The sequence below is a fragment of the Streptomyces hygroscopicus subsp. hygroscopicus genome (assembly GCF_001553455.1).
Taxonomy (GTDB): Bacteria; Actinomycetota; Actinomycetes; order Streptomycetales; family Streptomycetaceae; genus Streptomyces; species Streptomyces hygroscopicus.
Map to the genome: position 1 here is coordinate 137541 of NZ_BBOX01000001.1, position 17338 is coordinate 154878.

Genomic DNA, 17338 nt, shown 5'->3' on the forward strand with positions numbered 1-17338 from the left:
ACATCCTCACTGTCAGGTGGGCAGGCGGGGCACGCTGTCGATCAGGCGGCGGGTGTACGCGTGGGCGGGAGCGCCGAGGACGCGGGCGGTGTCGCCCTGTTCGACGACCCGGCCCTGCTCCAGAACGGCGGTGCGCTCACACAGGGACGCCACGACGGACAGGTCGTGGGAGACCATCACCAGCGTCAGGCCGCGTTCCCGTTTCAGTTCGGCCAGCAGGTCGACGACCTTCACCCGGGTGGTGACGTCCAGGGCGCTGACGGGCTCGTCGGCGAGCAGGACCCGGGGCTCGCACACCGTGGCGCGGGCGATGGCGATGCGCTGGCGCTGACCGCCGGAGAACTCATGGGGATACCGCTCGGCGGCGTCGGCCGGCAGACCCACCGCCTCCAGCGCCGCGGCCACCTTCGGCGCTGCGCCCGCCCGGGTGTCCAGGCCGAGGGAGCGCAGGGGTTCGGCGACGATCGGGCCGACACGGCGGCGCGGGTCGAGGGAGGAGTAGGGGTCCTGGAAGACGCACTGGACGCTGCGCCGGAAGCGCCGCATCTGCTGCCTGTCGCGCAGGGCGAGGGGTACGCCGTCGAAGCGGACCGTGCCCGCGGTGGGGCGGGCGAGGCCGAGCAGCAGGCGCAGCAGTGTGGTCTTGCCCGCGCCGGACTCGCCGACGAGGGCGAGGCTCTCCCCCGGGCGTACGGCGAGGGACACGTCGCTGACCACGTCGGCGCGGGCCCCGCGGTAGCGGGCGGCCACGTCGGCGAGTTCCAGCACGGGGGTCACGGCGCGCTCCTCAGGTCCAGGGCGGATTCCAGCGTGCGGGCGCTGGCGACCAGGTTCCGGGTGTACTCCTGGCGGGGGGCGACCACGACGTCACGCACCGTGCCCTCCTCGACGGCCCGGCCGTCCTTCATGACCAGGATCCGGTCGGTGACCTTGGCGACGACGGCGAGATCGTGGCTGACGAACAGCACGGCCATCTCCCGTTCCCGGACGAGGGTGTCGATCAGGCCGAGCATCTCCGCCTGTACCGACACGTCAAGGGCGGTGGTCGGTTCGTCGGCGATGAGCAGCGCCGGCTCGCACGCGAGGGCGGCGGCGAGGGCGACGCGCTGGCGCTGGCCGCCGGAGATCTCGTGCGGGAAGGCGCGGGCGATGCGCTCGGGGTCGGGCAGCCGCACCTGGGCGAGGGCGTCGAGGGTGGCGGCACGCAGTCTGCCGCCCTTCAGGCCGGTGCGCCTGGCCAGGGGGCCGGCGACCTGCCGGCCGACCCGCATCAGGGGGTCGAGGGCGGTCAGCGGCTCCTGGAAGACGACGGCGGCGTCCCGGCCGCGGACGGCGGTCAGTTCCTTCTCGCGGGCGCCGAGGATCTGCGTGCCGGCGAGGACGACGCTGCCGGTGGCGCTCATGCCCTCGGGAAGCAGGCCCAGCACCGCGAGAGTGGTCAGGGACTTCCCGGAGCCCGATTCGCCGATCAGGCCGAGGCGTTCACCGCCCGCGACGGTGAAGGACAGGTTGCTGACCAGGGGCCGCCCGTCGGCGGTACGGACGGTCAGGCCGTGGACGTCGAGGAGGGTCATGTCCGCCTCCCGCGGCCGGCCGGGTCGAGGACGTCGCGCAGCCCGTCGGCGATCAGGTTGACGCCGATCACGAGGAGCACCAGGAGGATACCGGGGGCGAGGGCACCGGCCGGGGCGGTGGTGAAGGTGGCCTGTGCCTCCTGGAGCAGGCGCCCCCAGGAGGCGTTGGGCGGCGGGGCGCCCAGCCCGAGGTAGGACAGGCTGGCCTCGGCGAGAACGGCGAGGCCGAACTGGAGGGCCAGGTTGACCACCAGGGTGGGCCAGATGTTCGGCAGGACGTGGCCGGCGACGGTGCGGGGCCAGGAGGTGCCGGAGGTCCGGGCGGCGGTGATGTAGTCCTGTGTGAGGACCCGCTTGACCAGGATGCGCACGAGGCGGGCCACGACCGCGCTCTGCGCCAGACCGATGGCGAGGACCGCCGAGCCGAGGGTGGCCGAGCGGGCGGCGACGACGAGCATCGCCAGCAGCAGCGTCGGGAAAGCGATGAGGATGTCGAGGAAGGCGGAGAGCGTGTCATCGAGCCAGCCCTGCGCGAAGGCCGCGAGCACGCCGAGGGTGACGCCGACGAGGGCGGCGACGGAGACGGAGCCGAGGCCCGCGCCGAAGGCGATGCGGGCACCGGTCATGAGCTGGGTGAGCAGGTCCCGGCCCAGCTTGTCGGTGCCCAGCAGGTGGCCATCGCCCGGTCCGGCGAGCCGTCCGCCGGAGGTGTCGTCGGGACTGTAGGGCAGCCACAGGAACGACACGACGGCGAGCAGCGCGACCAAGCCGGTCAGGACGCAGCCGAGGACGAGGGTGGCGGAACGCCGGCGGGAGCGGCGGCCCGTGGCGGGTTCGGCCGGGCGGGCCAGGAGGTCCGTGGGGGTCATCGGGCGCCTCCGGAGAGCCGGCTGCGCAGCCGCGGGTCGACGATCCGCTGGACGAGGTCGGCGAGGAAGCCGATGAGCAGCACCGCGAGGGTGGACACGAACAGCACGCCCTGGATCACCGGGTAGTCGTGCTGGGTGATGCCGGTGGCCAGCAGCGAGCCGAGGCCGGGCAGTGCGTATACGGACTCCACGACGACGGCGCCCAGCAGGGTCGAGGCGAGTTCGATGCCGAGGATGGAGATGACGGGTACGGAGGCGTTGCGCAGGCCGTGCCGCCACATGGCGGTGCCGAAGCTCTCGCCGAGGGCGCGAGCGGTGCGCAGGTAGTCGCTGCCCAGGACGTCGAGGGTGGCGGAGCGGACGTACCGGATGAGGGAGGCGCTCATCACCAGGGCGATGGTGACGACCGGCAGGACCAGGGAGCGGATCGCGTCGGCGGGTGCCGCCCAGCCGTCCTGCGGGAAGCCGCCGGAGGGCAGCCAGCCGGCGTTCAACGCGAACACCGCGATGAGGATCATGCCGAGCCAGAACACCGGGACGGCGATGCCGAGCTGGGAGACGCCGCTGAGCAGGGCGCCGTACCAGGTGCGGCGGTGGTACGCGGCGACGAACCCGGCGGGGACGGCGATGAGGATCGCGAGGACGAACGCGGCCAGGGTGAGCGGCACGGTGACGTTCAGGCGGGCCGTCACCTCGGGACCGACGGGCAGCGAGCTGACGAAGGAGGTGCCGAGGTCACCGCTCGCCAGCTGCCCGAACCAGTGGGTGAACTGCTCGGGCAGCGGCCGGTCGGAGCCGATGGAGCGGCGGGCCGCGGCGATCTGCTCGGGGCCGGCACCGACCGACGTCAGGGCGTTGGCCGGGTCACCGGGCAGCATGCGCAGCAGCACGAACAGCACCACGCTCGCCAGGACCAGCGACACGGCCAGGAAGGCGAGCCGGCGCAACAGGTAGCGGCCCATCAGCCCTTCTTCTTGATGTCGTAGGCGTAGAACTGGGCGTTCAGGCCGTTGAGCGGGTAGCCGGAGAGCTTGCTGCTGGCCACCACGATCTGCGGGTACAGGTACAGCCAGTCGCTGGCCGCGTCCTCGGCGGTCTTGCGGTTGGCCTTCTTCAGCAGTGCGGTCTGCTGGGCGGTGGTGGATGCCTCCTCGGCCTGCTTGATCCACGCGGTGACGTGCTTGTCGTCGTAGCCCCAGTAGAAGTCGGGGTTGCCGTACCAGACGAGGTCACGGTCGTTGACGTGTTCCTGGAGCGTCGCGGTGAAGTCGTGGTTCTGGTAGACCTTCGTGTACCACTGGTCGGACGTGATCGTGTTGATCTTGACGGTGATGCCGACCTTGGCGAGTTCGGACTTGATGAACGTCGCGGCCGTCGGGTGCGGGTCGTAGTTGGGGGTGTCGAGGGTGAAGGCGAAGCCGTCCCGGTAGCCGGCCTCGGCGAGCAGCCTCTTCGCCTTCTTCACGTTGTAGGCGTTGACGTCGGTGAGGTCCTCGTACCACGGGTCGGTGGGCGGCACCATCGAGCCGATGAGCCGGCCGTAGTCGCCCCAGACGGAGTGGAGCAGCTTCTTGTCGTCGATGGCGGCGGAGACGGCCTGCCGGACCTTGACGTTGTTGAAGGGCTTGGCCTTGTCGTTGAAGGCCAGCAGCAGCTTGGTGGTGGAGTCGCCGTCGTTGACCTTGTAGTTCTGGTTGTTCTTGAACTGGTCCAGGGCGTCGGGCGACTGCTCGCCGGTGACCACGTCGACGGCGTTGGTCATCAGCGCGTTGTTCAGGGCCGTGGCGTTCTTGTAGTAGTGGAAGACGACTTTCTTGTTGGCGGCGGCGTCGCCCCAGTAGTCCGCGAACCGGTCCAGGCTGAGGGCCGAGCCGCGGGTCCACTTGGCGAGGGTGTAGGGGCCGGTGCCGTCCTCGGTCGTCTTGAGGTTCTTCGCCTCGGAGTTGATGATCCAGACGTAGGACAGGTTGTAGACGAAGGAGATCGACTTCTGCGACAGCGTGACCTTCACGGTCTTCGCGTCGGGCGTGGCGATGTGCTTGACGACTTTCAGGTTGCTCTTGCGGGCGGACTGGGAGTCGTCGGCGAGGACCTTCTCCAGGCTGTACTTGACGTCGGCACTGGTGAGTTTCTTGCCACTGTGGAACCTCACGCCGTCGCGGAGGGTGAAGGTGTACGTCAGGCCGTCGTCGCTGACCTTGTAGTTCTCGGCGAGGAGCTTCTCCACGTCGCCGTCGTCGGTGAGCTTGAACAGTCCTTCGTACACGTTGCCGTTGAGGGCCTCGGTGACGCCCTGGCCGCCTCCGGCGGTGTTGTCGAGGTTCTGCGGTTCGTAGAGCGAACCGATGTTGACCGTGGCGTCCTTGTCCCAGGCGCCGCCGGAGGAGCCGGAACTGCTGGATCCGCCGCAGGCGGTGAGGGCCACGGAGAGAGCCGCGACGGTGGTGGCGGCGTACAGGGACGTCTTCTTGAGGCTCATGGCGTACGGGTGCTTTCGTGCTGCGGGGCGGGAGAGGGAGTCGGTCGGTGCTGTCCGGGGAAGCCGTCGCGGAAGACGGGGAGCTTCTCGCCGGCCTCGACGGGCAGGTGGAAGCGGTTCTGCCGCGGCGGCATCGGACAGTTGTACTGATCCGAGAACCCGCAGGGCGGTACGAAGGCCCGGTTGAAGTCGAGGATCACGCGGTGTTCGTCGTCGGTGCGCTCGACGAAGAGGAAGCGCCCGGCGCCGTAGGTGCTGTCACCGTTGGTGGGATCGCCGAAGACGAGGAGCAGGCTGCCGTCGTCGTCGAAGGCGCTCAGGGTGTAGTCGCGCCCGTCGACGGTGACGGCGATATCGCCGGGCACGACGAGGTCGCGGGTGCCGCCGTTGTCCCGGATGTGCTCGAAGGCGACGCGGCGGGCGCCGGGGACCGGGGTGTAGGCGGCCTCGAGGACCCAGGCGGGGTCATAGTCGAAGACGTCCACGTGGTCGAAGGCGGTCAGGGCCGGCGCCGCGGAGTCCCAGAAGCGCAGGCCGTGCTCGGGCTCTCCGGTGACCGGGTCAGTGCGGGTGAGCGTGGTGACGGTCACGGTGTCCGGGCAGCCGGTCCGGGCCGCGTCCGCGTCGGGGCGGTCCCCCGCCGGGAGCCAGCGGGTCTCGACGAGGGCGAGGTTGCCCGTGGCGGCGGTGAGCGCCGCGCGGCGCCCGGCACACCAGTCCTTCCAGCGTTCCTCGGGGTCGACGGGGGCTACGGCGGCGGGGGCGGGCTGGTGCACTGCATGCTCATTCGGCTAGGAGGACGGCCGTCAACGACAGAGCGTTAATGCATGGCCAAAGCAACCCCTTTATCGTCCATAAGCGAATCTAATGTCAAACATGCGTTTCGCATGGTGAGACGTCCGGTCGGCGCGGAGGGCGGCCCGGCCCAACTCGTTCGAGGCCGTACAGGAAACCGCGCACCTCCGGGGGGTGTGAGCGCCCGGCTGTCGGCGTTGAGCACCAGGCGGATCCAGCCCGGTTCCTCGTCGTCGATCACCAGGAAGAACGTCTCGCCCTCCGTGAACTCGTGCGGCGCGACCACCGTGTCCGCCATCGCCGTGCGCAACGCGGCACCGGACACCACGGGCGCCGGTCCCCCGGCCGCCTCGGGCAGGCCGTGCCCCGCCCGGATGTCGTTGAAGCAGTACGACAGGTCGACGGGGGCGCCCCGCTCGCGGGCGACCGCGTCGAACAGGTCCGCCACCTCGTCCGGGTCGTACAGGCCGTTGGCGTAGGCGACGGTGGACGCGGCCAAGGCGCGCCGCGCGATGTCCTCGACGCGCTCACCGCTCAGGTCGATGGTCGCGGCGACCTCGGCGTTCCTGGCCGGAGAAACGCACTCCTCCCCCGGGTCAACCGGTACCCGGACGAATCGTTCGGGACCAGCCATTCGACAAGGCGCCGGCGAACCGGCCGCCACCGCGACAATGCCCGGCATCCGCATAATCCACTCAAGGTTTAATTTTGATCCAGCCCTTGGTTTTCACCCTTGCGGGGCAGGCTTTCGTTTTTCTCGGAAAACCAGTACCGTCCATGCGGCGGCCGACCCGCACCCCCCTGCTCTGCCGTGTGAAACCCGATGACTCAGACCCGTACGACAACTCACGACGCCACAGATATGCCATCTGAGCAGGGCCGGGGCCGGTTCGGCCCGGTGTGCCGCGGCCCGGCCCCGCCACCTTGTCGCGCGCCGGTGGACGTATGGGCCTCCCCCGCGAAGCACATCGCTAGGCCGCGCCCGCTTCCCGCGGCATCCAGTCGACGGCTCGATGAATTGTGAACCGTTCCGGAAAAACCCCGCGCACCAGCCCGGGATTTTCGAGAAATCATGGCCGAAAACCCTGGCCGACAATAATTTCCGGGCCGTCCCGGCCGCAGGCGCGGCCCGGCCCCGACCCAGAGAATGGAGTGCCGATGACCGCCGAGACCGTCCCCGAGGGGAAGGATCCGGCCGACCGTGTGCCCCGCTGGCTGCTGGCGCAGATGCGGCCGTTCCGGCCGTACATCGCCCTGCATATTCTGGGCAGCCTCGTCTGGCAGTCGCTGAACGCGGCGATCCCCCTGGTCATCGGCCTGGCCTTCGACGCGGTCCTCGACCATGGCGGCGACGCACCGGACTTCGGCACCTTCCACGCCATCGTCGCCGGTCTGCTGGCGCTCGTGCTCGTGCGGGCCGTGGGCGGCATCGTGGCCACCTACTGCCTGGAGTCCTTCGCCAGCGGGCTGGAGCGCCAGGCGCGTGCCCAGGTCTTCGCCAGCCTGCTGCGCAAGAGCCAGGGCTACTTCAACCGGCGGCGCGTCGGTGATCTGTCCGCCCGAGCCACCGGCGACGCCGAGTCACTGAACCTGATGGTGTCGCCCGGGTTCGACATGGCGGTCGACCTGGCGCTGAACGTCCTGATGCCGATCGTTTTCGTCGCCCTGGTCGATCCGCGGCTGCTGCTGTTCCCGGTCGCCTTCGTCCTGTTGTTCGCGGTAGCGCTCGCCGAGCACGGACGGCGCCTGGAACCCGTGTCCGACCTGGCCCGGGAACGCTTCGGCGACATGACGGCCCAGGCCACCGAGAGCATCGCCGGAGTCGAGGTGGTCGAGTCGACCGGCGGAGCCGGACAGGAGCGCGGCCGGTTCGCCGAACTGGCCACGGCCTACCGGGACGCCTCCGAGCGCCAGATCCGCACCCAGGCGCTGTCCCTGCCACCACTGCTGCTGGCCCTCGCCACCGCCGGCGCCCTGGTGCACTCGGTGCTCCTGCTGCGCGCGGGCTCGCTGAGCATCGGCGAACTCGTCGCCGTGCTCGGGCTGATGGGAACCCTGCGGGCGCCCACCCAGCTCGCCTCCTTCAGCATCGGGCTCATCTATCTCGGCTTGGCCGGAGCGCAGCGCATCAAGGAGGTCGTCGACGACCCGGACGGCGAGGACGAGACGGGCGGCCGGCACGCCGCGGCCATCACCGGGGATGTCGCCATGGAGCACGTCACCTTCGGCTACGAACCCGGCAAGCCGGTGCTGTCCGACGTGTCGTTCCGGGTGGCGGCCGGCACCACCGTGGCCATCGTCGGCGCCACGGGCAGCGGCAAGTCCACGCTGCTGCATCTGCTGAACCGCACCTACGTCCCCGACGAGGGACGCGTCCTGATCGACGGTGTCGCCACCACCGACTGGGGCACAAGGTCACTGCGTTCGCAGATCGCGGTCATCGAGCAGGACGTGGTGCTGTTCTCCCGCACCATCGCCGAGAACCTCGCACTCGACGCGGAGACCGGCGCCGACCGCGCCAGGCTGGAGGCCGCGGCCCGCACCGCGCAGGCCCACGACTTCATCATGGCGAGCCAGGACGGCTACGACACCGTCCTCGGCGAACGCGGGGTCACCCTGTCCGGAGGGCAGCGCCAGCGCCTCGCCATCGCCCGCGCACTGGTGGCCGACCCTCGCATCCTCGCCGTGGACGACGCGACCAGCGCCGTCGACGCCGCCACCGAACACGATCTGCAACGCGCCATGCGGCAGGCCTCGGCCGGGCGCACCACGTTCCTCATCACCCCCAGGCTGTCCCGTATCCGTGCCGCGCACCACATCCTCGTCCTGGACGCCGGCCGGATCGTCGGCCAGGGCAGCCACGAACAGCTCCTGCGGGACTGCTCGTTCTACCGTCGGATCTTCGCGCCCTACCTGGACGAGCCGGCCCCCGCCGGCCCGGCCCCCGTGGGAGCCAAGGAGGAGAGCCACTGATGGCGCACTTGCTGGAGGGCATCGAGCCGGACGGCTACGGCCGCCGCTACCGCGACCGCGAACTGGCCCGCCGCATCGCCCCCTCCTTCCACGGCAGGGGCGGAACGGTGGCCTTCGTGACCGCCGCCGTGGTCATCGCCGCCGCCGCGGGCAGCGCCGTCCCCCTGCTGCTGGCCAGGACCGTCGACTCGGCCCTGAACGACGGCGACAGCGGGGTGGCGTGGCTCGTCACGGCCGTGCTCGGCGCGGGCATCATCGCCTGGCTGTGCACGTATCTGCAGGAGCGCGCGGCGGGAAGACTGGTCTGTGACGTCGTCCTCGGCCTGCGCAAGCGCGTCTTCGACGCGGCCATGCGCCAGGACATGTCCTTCCACGACTCCCACGCCACCGGCGCGGTGGTCAGCCGGGTCACCAACGACACGCAGGCCTTCGCGACGCTGATCAACCTGGTGCTCAGCCTCCTCGGGCACGTGCTGATGATCGTGATCCTGCTGGCCGCCCTCTTCCTGATCAATGTGGCGCTGGCCCTGGTGACGGCCCTGGTCGCCGCGGTCATCGTCGCCGTCAGCCTCGCCTTCCGGCGCGCCGCGCGCAGCGCCTCCCTGCGGCAGCAGGAGGCGCTGGCCGAGGTCAACGGCTATGTCCAGGAGACCCTGCGCGGCATCGCCGTGGCCCGCAACCACAGCCACCAGCAGGCCGCGCAGCGCGGACTCGACGAGGTCAACCACCGCTGGTTCCGGACGAGCGTGCGGCTGAACCGCATGTTCAGCGGCATCTTCCCGCTGCTGATCTCCTTGACCGGCCTGGGCACGGTGGCCGTGGTCCTGGTCGGCGGCCACGGCGTGGACTCCGGCAGCGTGTCGGCCGGCGAATGGGTGCTGTTCCTGGAGGCGCTGGCCCTGTTCTGGTCGCCGCTCACCAGCATCGCCTCCTTCTGGAGCCAGCTCCAGCAGGGCCTGGCCGCGGGAGAGCGGGTCTTCGCGCTGGTCGACCGCGAGCCCGCGGTACGCCAGCGCGACCGCCTCCCGGTCCCGCGCCTGCGCGGCGAGATCACCCTGCGCGACGTCCACTTCGGCTACGACGACCGGCACCCCGTCCTCAAGGGCGTGAGCCTCACCATCCCGGCCGGCCGCACCGTGGCGCTCGTCGGACACACCGGGGCCGGCAAGTCCAGCCTGGTGCGGCTGATCATGCGCGCGTACGAGTTCCAGAAGGGCAGCATCGCGGTCGACGGGCAGGACGTGCGCACCCTGGACCTGGAGCAGTACCGGCGCTGCCTCGGCGTGGTCACACAGACCCCGTTCCTCTTCTCCGGGACGGTCGCGGAGAACATCGCCCGCGGACGGCCGGGCGCCACTCGCGACGACGTCGAGGCCGCCGCGCGCGCGGTGGCGGGCGGCGACTGGCCGGCCCAGCTGCCGCAGGGCCTGGACACCGTCACCGACGAGGGCGGACGCAACCTGTCCACCGGCCAACGGCAGATCGTCGCGCTGGCCCGGGTCTTCCTGCAGCGCGCGCCGGTACTGATCCTGGACGAGGCCACCGCCAGCATCGATCCCCTGACCGAGGCCCAGATCCAGGAGGGCCTGGACGCCCTGGCCAAGGACCGCACCACCCTCGTCGTCGCCCACCGGCTGCCCACCGTCCGCAAGGCCGACAGGATCGTCGTCGTCGACGACGGACGCATCATCGAGGAGGGCGACCACACCGGCCTGCTGGCCCGGGACGGGGCCTACCGCCGCCTGTACGACCGGTACTTCCGCCACCAGCGGCCCGACGACGACCCTGCCGACGAGCCACACGTGCTGTCCGCCGCCGCCGACAGGAGGCCCTGACCGATGGCCACCCCGACCGGACCCGGGACGGCGCCCGCTCCCGCGACCCTGGACGACGTGCTCGGCAGCGCACATGCCGATGCCGTCCCCCACGAACGCGAAAACGGCCCCACCCTCGCCGATCCCGGCGGCGCACTGCGGCAGACCCTCGGCGTCCCTCCCGGCGGCGCGCCCGGCGCCGGTGGCTATGCCGACCGGCCCGCGCCGGGGGGCGTGACGACCGCATGGCCAAGGACACACGGGCAGGAGCAGAACCTCGGATCCTCGACAGCACGCTCGCGGAGTCCTTCGGCGTACGGGTCCGCTTCGGCCCGACCCGTACCGTCTGCGTCGAGAAGCCCGTGGGGAGGGCATCGAGAAGCGCCTGGGGACGGGTGAGGCGCTGATCGAGCTGGACACGCGCACGCACCACCACCTGCTCGTCAGGACCGGTCCGTCAGGCGCTGGCGCGGGTGACCAGGTGGGTGGGCAGGATCAGCGGGCTGGGGTCCTGTCCGCTGATGAGTGCGACGAGCATGCGCGCCATCTCCCGGCCGAAAGCGGTCAGGGGCTGATGGACGGTGGTGAGGGGCGGATCGGCGATCTGGGCGACGGCCAGGTCGTCGAAGCCGACCACGGCGACGTCCGCGGGGACCAGTCGGCCGGCCTCGCGCAATGCGCGCAGCGCTCCCGCGCCCATGTTGTCGTTGGCGGCGAACACCCCGTCCACGTCGGGATGGTTCACCAGCAGCGCGGCCATGGCGGCGGCCCCGCTGGGCTCGGTGAAATCCCCCTCCTGCGGCGGGAACGGGCCGAGGCCGGCTGCCAGCATGGCGTCCCGGTAGCCCCGGTACCGGGCGCGTCCGGCCTCGGTGTCCAGACGCCCGCAGATCGCGGCTACGCGAGTCCGGCCGCGCGAGACCAGGTACTCGGTCGCCTCGCGCGCTCCACCGACGTTGTCGACGTCCACGTACCACCGGGGAACCGTACCGACCGGGCGTCCGCCGAACACGACGGGAATCTCCGCCTCCTCGGCCATACGGGCCAGCGGATCGTCCTCACGCAGCGCCATCAGCATGACGCCGTCGGCGCCTTTGGAGCGAACGAGCCCCTCCACCCGCTTGCGGCTCCGGTCGGAAGCGGCCAGACACAGCATCAGATGCAGATCGGCCTCCTCCAGAGCTGCCGACGCTCCCACGATCACCTGGGCGAAGAACGGATCCGCGAAGATCGACGGGTCCTCTCCCGAGACGACCAGGGCGGCCGCTCCTGTCTGACGGGTGGCCAGGGCGCGGGCGGTCGGATTGGGGACGTAACCGAGTTGCCGGACGGCCCGCTCGACCGCCTCCCGTTTGGCGCGGCTGACGTGCGGTGCGTTGTTGATCGCGCGGGAGGCCACGGAGCGGGAGACGCCGGCGAGTTCGGTCACCTCGTCGAGCGTCGGCTGCCGACGCGGCGCGTCTTCCGCCATGAGTCATGAGCCCTTCCCCCTCGATCGGACGGGAAGCGTCTCACCCCGGCTCATGCCCCTGCCAACCCGCCGGTGGGCGCCGGAGGACGGGCATGGAGCCCTCGGGAACCGGAAGGTTGGGAGCGCTTCCAGTCATGGGACTGTAGAGCCTTGCCCTCGCCCTGTGAAGGGGCGAGTTGTACGTCGGCCCTTGACAGCTTGACCAGCCCGCAACACGATACCGACCACACTCCAAGTGCTCTCAGCGCTATTGGGAGCGCTCCCAGTGGGAGCGCTCCCAATGCTCGCTGCCGACCTTCGGACCTGTCCTCCCGGCCGGAGAGTCGCCGGCACCAGGAGGGCGTCGTACCACCGCACTTCCTCAGCGCGTCGCTCGCTCGTGACCGAGAGCGCGCGACACACCCCTGCCAGGAAACCGAGGTACAGTCATGCGCCACAGACTCCGCGCCCTGATGGCAGCGCTCTTCGCTCTGCCGCTGGCGCTCGCCATCGCACCGTCCGCCCACGCGGCCGACCCGACCACCATGACCAGCGGGTTCTATGTGGACCCCGACTCCAGCGCGAAGAGGTGGGTCGCCGCCAACCCCGGCGACGGCCGGGCACCCGCGATCAACGCATCCATCGCCAATACCCCGATGGCCCGCTGGTTCGGCTCCTGGAGCGGCACCATCGGCACCGCCACCGGCGCCTACGCGGGCGCCGCGGACCAGGGGGACAAACTACCCGTCCTCGTCGCCTACAACATATACAACCGCGACTACTGCGGCGGGCATTCCGCGGGCGGGGCCGCTTCGCCGTCCGCCTACGCGGACTGGATCGCCCAGTTCGCCGGCGGGATCGCCAGTCGCCCGGCTGTCGTCATCCTCGAACCGGACTCTCTCGGGGACTACGGCTGCATGACCCAGGCTCAGATCGACGAGCGCGAGGCCATGCTCACCGGCGCCCTCACCCAGTTCAGCCGCCAGGCCCCCAACACCTGGGTCTACCTCGACGCCGGCAACCCTGGCTGGGCGGACGCGGCGACCATGGCCCGGCGCCTCCACGAAGCCGGCCTCCGACAGGCCCACGGCTTCTCCCTCAACGTCTCCAACTACTTCACCACGAACGAGAACACCGCCTACGGCAACGCCGTCAACCGTGAACTCAACGCCCGTTACGGCTACACCAAGCCGTTCGTCGTGGACACCAGCCGCAACGGCAACGGCTCCAACGGCCAGTGGTGCAACCCCTCAGGCCGCCGTATCGGCACCCCGACCCAGCTGGGCGGAGGCGCCGAGATGCTCTTGTGGATCAAGACCCCGGGCGAGTCCGACGGCAACTGCGGCGTCGGGGCCGGCTCCTCGGCCGGACAGTTCCTCCCCGAGGCCGCCTACAAGATGATCTACGGCTACTGATCCAGGACTCCCGTGGCCTGGCCTGGTTCATCCCCGCCCCGCGACCGGGCCACGGGCACCGCCCGCCACACCCCGGCCCCGAAGTTCTCCGCTTCCGAGCGGCTTGCGGCCAGGCGATCTCCCGCGCGACGTCCCCGAGCGGTACGCAGTGCCGTCAAGGGGTCCTTGCACCGCGCCCGCCCGGGTCGCGCGGCCTGGCACCGCACCTGATCGCGTTGCCGAAGAACCCTGCTGGCTCGATCGGCGTGACCTGCGGCGTTTCATCCACGCAGCCGTGCGGGACAGTCCGGCGTCGCCCGCGAATCCGGCGAGAGGTATTGACGCCGCTCCCCGGTCCCCTACCATCCAGGTTGCTCGGTACTTCGACCCTCGTTCGATATCGCGAACACAGCACAGCTGCTTCACTCGCACAGCTGCTTCACTCGCACAGCTGCTCCACTCGCACAGCAGGGCACCTCCGGGCCGCGCGGGATACCACAAAGGGGCCGGGCCCGTGCCCGCGGAGCGCGACGAACCGCACCCCACCGACAGTCCGGACAGCCTCTGACGGGGCCGGCCGGAACCGCTCACTCAAGAATCCAGAGGTCCTCATGCGCGGAGGAAGGTTCAACCGCAAACGTCTGTCCGTGATGCTCGGCGCCTCGGTCGCGACCCTGGCCTCGTTGGCGGCCACGCTCGTCGCCAACCCTGCCCAGGCGGCCACCAGCGCGTGTTCTCTCCCGTCGACGTACCGGTGGACGTCGACGGGTGTGTTGGCGCAGCCGGCCAACGGGTGGGTCTCGCTCAAGGACTTCACCAACGTGGTGTACAACGGCAAGCACCTGGTCTACGCGTCGAACGTGTCGGGATCGTCGTACGGCTCGATGAGGTTCAGCCCCTTCACGAACTGGTCGGACATGGCGTCGGCCGGCCAGACCGGGATGAGCCAGGCCGCGGTGGCGCCCACGCTGTTCTACTTCGCGCCCAAGAACATCTGGGTGCTTGCGTACCAGTGGGGTGCGTGGCCCTTCATCTACCGCACGTCGAGCGACCCCACCAACCCCAACGGCTGGTCCTCGCCGCAGCCGCTGTTCACCGGCAGCATCTCCGGCTCCGGCACCGGCCCGATCGACCAGACCCTGATCGGTGACGGCCAGAACATGTACCTGTTCTTCGCCGGTGACAACGGCAAGATCTACCGGGCGAGCATGCCGATCGGGAACTTCCCGGGCAGCTTCGGCTCGTCGTACACGACGGTCATGAGCGACTCGACGAACAACTTGTTCGAGGGGGTGCAGGTCTACAAGGTTCAGGACCAGAACCAGTACCTCATGATCGTTGAGGCGATCGGTGCCAACGGGCGCTACTTCCGCTCGTTCACGTCCTCCAGCCTGAGCGGTTCGTGGACCCCGCAGGCCACCAGCGAAAGCAACCCCTTCGCGGGCAAGGCCAACAGCGGTGCCACCTGGACCAACGACATCAGCCACGGCGACCTGGTCCGCAACAACCCCGACCAGACCATGACCGTCGACCCCTGTAACCTGCAGTTCCTCTACCAGGGCAAGTCCCCCTCCGCGGGCGGTCCCTACGACCAACTGCCCTGGCGGCCGGGTGTCCTGACCCTGCAGCGCTGAGACGTGATGTGCCTGGCCGCGCCATCCGGGTCGCGACCAGGCACATCACCATTGTTCAGGTATGGCGTTTCCTTGGCCCGCGGGAGCGTGAACCGCAGCTCGGTGGCCTCCGGCCGAGTCGGCACGGTGCTGCGGGGCCGGCCCCGCGGGGCCCGGACGGACCCCCGGTTCCTTCAGTTGCCGTCCGCACACAGGAGATGGGCTCCGGGTGACAGTTCGACTTGCGCTCCAGTCCTGGCCAGACACTTCATCTCCACTGGTCATCTCACGTCTGCCCGGCTTCGGCCGCTTCTGATTAGCCTCATGCCGTTTGGAGCGTCTACCTCGAAGGACCCCCATGTGCATCCACAGTGACCGGCCGTCTCCTGACACGGCCGGCCGGAATCGTCGTGGTTTTCTGCGCAACGCAGCGCTGGCCGGTGCGGGAGCGGCAGTCGCCGGAGCCGGCGTGTCCCCGCTCGGCGTCACGCCCGCATTCGCCGCGGACACCCCCAGAACCGGCAGGACCGGCAGGACCGGCAGGACCGGCACATGGAGACCGGATTCGACCTCCCTCCAGTTCACCCTCGCCGTCATGCCGGACACCCAGTTCCTGTACTGGGGCAGCCAGGACAGCGTCAACCGGACGCCGCAGGAGGAATCGTTCCGCTACATCATCCGCAACAGCGGGAGGGACACGGACAACATCGTGTTCATGGCGCACCTCGGTGACCTGACGCAGGATGCCGACCCGTTGTCGTTCCAGCAGGTCGGCAAGGCGTTCGCGGTGCTGGACGCGCACGGCGCCGCGTACAGCGTGGTGGCCGGCAATCACGACGTGTCCGGCGATGACAGCCGTGGAGATACGCCGTACCTGCGGACCCTGGGCCCGAAGCGGTTCAAGCGCTCGAAGACGTTCGCCGGGTCGGACGCGACGGGCTACAACACCGCGCACATCTTCCAGGCTGCCGGCCGCTCGTGGCTGGTGCTGGCCCTGGACTGGCGGACCACCGACCAGGGCTTCGCGTGGGCCAATGGCGTGATCAAGGCCCACCCCACGATGCCGGTGATCCTCACGGCGCACGACATCGTCTACTCGGACTACGACGACAACGTTTTCCCGTACGAGTCCGGCGACCCGGAGAACAATGCCGCGCTCTCCGCATACGGCCAGACGGTCTGGGACGAACTGATCAAGAATAACGACCAGATCTTCCTGACCGTCAACGGCCACTACTGGCCGTCCGGACGCACTACGAAGAAGAACGCCGCCGGCAACGACGTGCACATGCACATCACGAACTACCAGAACCGCTACTTCGGCGGTGGCGGCATGATCCGGCTGTACCACTTCGATCTGGCCCGCAACACCATCGACGTCGAGACGATCAACCCGTGGATCCTGGCCCAGGCCCCGGAGTCCCGCAACCAGCTGGCCGCCGAGCACGCCCGGATCACCGGCCCGGTCGACGACTTCTCGATCGCGATCGACTTCGAAAAGCGGTTCTCCAGCTTCATCCCGGTTCCGGTCCGGCCCGCCCGGCCGGCCGCCGAGGAACTGGTGAAGGGAACGCTGGCGTACTGGCGCTTCGACGGCCAGGGGGCGCCCGGCACCCCGCTCAGCGCGGGCCAGACCATCCGCGATCTGTCCGGCAAGGGCAACGATCTGACGGCGGTGACCGTGCCGGGCACCGCCGCCGATGCGCTGACCTGGTCCGCCGACCACCACCCCGACCAGCCCGGGCACGCCAGCCTGAAGTTCGCCGGCGGCAGGAACCCGCTGCACGGCACGTACCTGACCACGGGGCCGAAGGCTCCGCTGAACACCGAGACGTTCAGGTCCGGGTACACCCTCGAGACCTTCGTGATGATGCCGTTGGACTGGGACGCGGGCAGCAACGGCTGGGCGGCGATACTCAGTCGTCGGGGTTCCGCCGGGGCCGCCGGCAAGCACGGCAGGAACACCAACCCGAACGAGCCCGTGGTCCAGCTCGCCATCTCCAACAACGGCCGCGAGCCGCAGTTCAACCACTACCCGCTGAACGCCACCTATCCGACGACCAACTGGGGTCACGGCTTGGTGGAACTCACGTGGTGGCACCTTGCGGTGGTCAACGACGGCCGTTACACCAAGCTGTACGTCGAGGGCGCCCCGGTCGTCGACAACCCGAAGCGGGTGTCGGTCGGCCTCACCTCGCTCGGGCTGCCCTGGCTGCTGGGCGGCCACGAGAGCGCGGGGGCCATCGACATCGTCTTCCACGGCAACGTCGGTGACACCCGCATCGTGAATCGCCCCTTGCCCGTCGACGAATTCCTGACCGCCGGTTAAGGCGGATTCTTCCGGCGCTTTCCATTCTGCTGTTCCTCCCCGCTCCTC

General features: G+C 69.9%; 12 protein-coding genes and 1 pseudogene. 5 read left to right on the forward strand and 8 right to left on the reverse strand.

Translation table 11 applies throughout. From position 1 onward, the window contains the following. Positions 1 to 12 precede the first annotated feature (12 nt). The 7 genes from AXW62_RS00600 to AXW62_RS00630 are packed head-to-tail and all read right to left on the reverse strand — an operon-like array spanning position 13 to position 6351. Positions 13 to 777: an ABC transporter ATP-binding protein gene (locus tag AXW62_RS00600; RefSeq protein WP_060942703.1), complete on the reverse strand. Its 765-nt coding sequence runs from the start codon at positions 775 to 777 to the stop codon at positions 13 to 15. After that, positions 774 to 1574, reverse strand: a complete 801-nt coding sequence (locus AXW62_RS00605) for an ATP-binding cassette domain-containing protein (RefSeq protein WP_060942704.1) — start codon at positions 1572 to 1574, stop codon at positions 774 to 776. The genes AXW62_RS00600 and AXW62_RS00605 overlap by 4 nt, the downstream gene beginning before the upstream one ends. Continuing rightward, on the reverse strand, positions 1571 to 2443 hold the full coding sequence (locus AXW62_RS00610) for an ABC transporter permease (protein ID WP_060942705.1): 873 nt from the start codon (positions 2441 to 2443) through the stop codon (positions 1571 to 1573). The genes AXW62_RS00605 and AXW62_RS00610 overlap by 4 nt, the downstream gene beginning before the upstream one ends. Beyond that, positions 2440 to 3405 carry an ABC transporter permease gene (locus AXW62_RS00615; protein WP_060942706.1) on the reverse strand — a complete coding sequence of 322 codons (966 nt, stop codon included), beginning with the start codon at positions 3403 to 3405 and terminating at the stop codon, positions 2440 to 2442. Before AXW62_RS00615 ends, AXW62_RS00610 begins: the two co-directional genes overlap by 4 nt. Beyond that, positions 3405 to 4922, reverse strand: coding sequence for an ABC transporter substrate-binding protein (locus AXW62_RS00620; protein WP_060942707.1), 1518 nt, complete (start codon positions 4920 to 4922; stop codon positions 3405 to 3407). The genes AXW62_RS00615 and AXW62_RS00620 overlap by 1 nt, the downstream gene beginning before the upstream one ends. Then, positions 4919 to 5698, reverse strand: a complete 780-nt coding sequence (locus AXW62_RS00625; protein WP_060942708.1) for a DUF1684 domain-containing protein — start codon at positions 5696 to 5698, stop codon at positions 4919 to 4921. Before AXW62_RS00625 ends, AXW62_RS00620 begins: the two co-directional genes overlap by 4 nt. 44 nt (positions 5699 to 5742) lie before the next feature. After that, positions 5743 to 6351 carry a hypothetical protein gene (locus AXW62_RS00630; RefSeq protein WP_143712675.1) on the reverse strand — a complete coding sequence of 203 codons (609 nt, stop codon included), beginning with the start codon at positions 6349 to 6351 and terminating at the stop codon, positions 5743 to 5745. Between the two features lie 524 nt (positions 6352 to 6875). Between AXW62_RS00630 and AXW62_RS00635 the strand changes: the two genes are divergently transcribed. Further along, entirely contained in the window at positions 6876 to 8690 is a 1815-nt protein-coding gene (locus AXW62_RS00635) for an ABC transporter ATP-binding protein (RefSeq protein ID WP_060942710.1), read from the forward strand. After that, positions 8690 to 10525 (forward strand): ABC transporter ATP-binding protein, encoded by a 1836-nt coding sequence (locus tag AXW62_RS00640; RefSeq protein WP_060942711.1) that lies wholly within the window; start codon positions 8690 to 8692, stop codon positions 10523 to 10525. The genes AXW62_RS00635 and AXW62_RS00640 overlap by 1 nt, the downstream gene beginning before the upstream one ends. A 436-nt stretch (positions 10526 to 10961) precedes the next feature. On the opposite strand, the gene AXW62_RS00645 is transcribed toward AXW62_RS00640, so the two are convergent. Further along, on the reverse strand, positions 10962 to 11975 hold the full coding sequence (locus AXW62_RS00645; protein ID WP_060942712.1) for a LacI family DNA-binding transcriptional regulator: 1014 nt from the start codon (positions 11973 to 11975) through the stop codon (positions 10962 to 10964). 428 nt (positions 11976 to 12403) lie between these two features. Here AXW62_RS00645 and AXW62_RS00650 point away from each other — a divergent pair, with 428 nt between their 5' ends. The 3 genes and pseudogenes from AXW62_RS00650 (at position 12404) to AXW62_RS00660 (ending at position 17290) form a co-directional block, all read left to right on the forward strand. Further along, positions 12404 to 13369 carry a glycoside hydrolase family 6 protein gene (locus AXW62_RS00650; protein ID WP_060942713.1) on the forward strand — a complete coding sequence of 322 codons (966 nt, stop codon included), beginning with the start codon at positions 12404 to 12406 and terminating at the stop codon, positions 13367 to 13369. A gap of 710 nt (positions 13370 to 14079) precedes the next feature. Further along, a pseudogene (locus AXW62_RS00655) lies at positions 14080 to 14982 on the forward strand (non-reducing end alpha-L-arabinofuranosidase family hydrolase); the annotation flags it as partial. Positions 14983 to 15319: 337 nt separating this feature from the next. Next, positions 15320 to 17290, forward strand: a complete 1971-nt coding sequence (locus AXW62_RS00660) for a LamG-like jellyroll fold domain-containing protein (protein WP_060942714.1) — start codon at positions 15320 to 15322, stop codon at positions 17288 to 17290. The last annotated feature ends 48 nt before the right edge of the window (positions 17291 to 17338 follow it).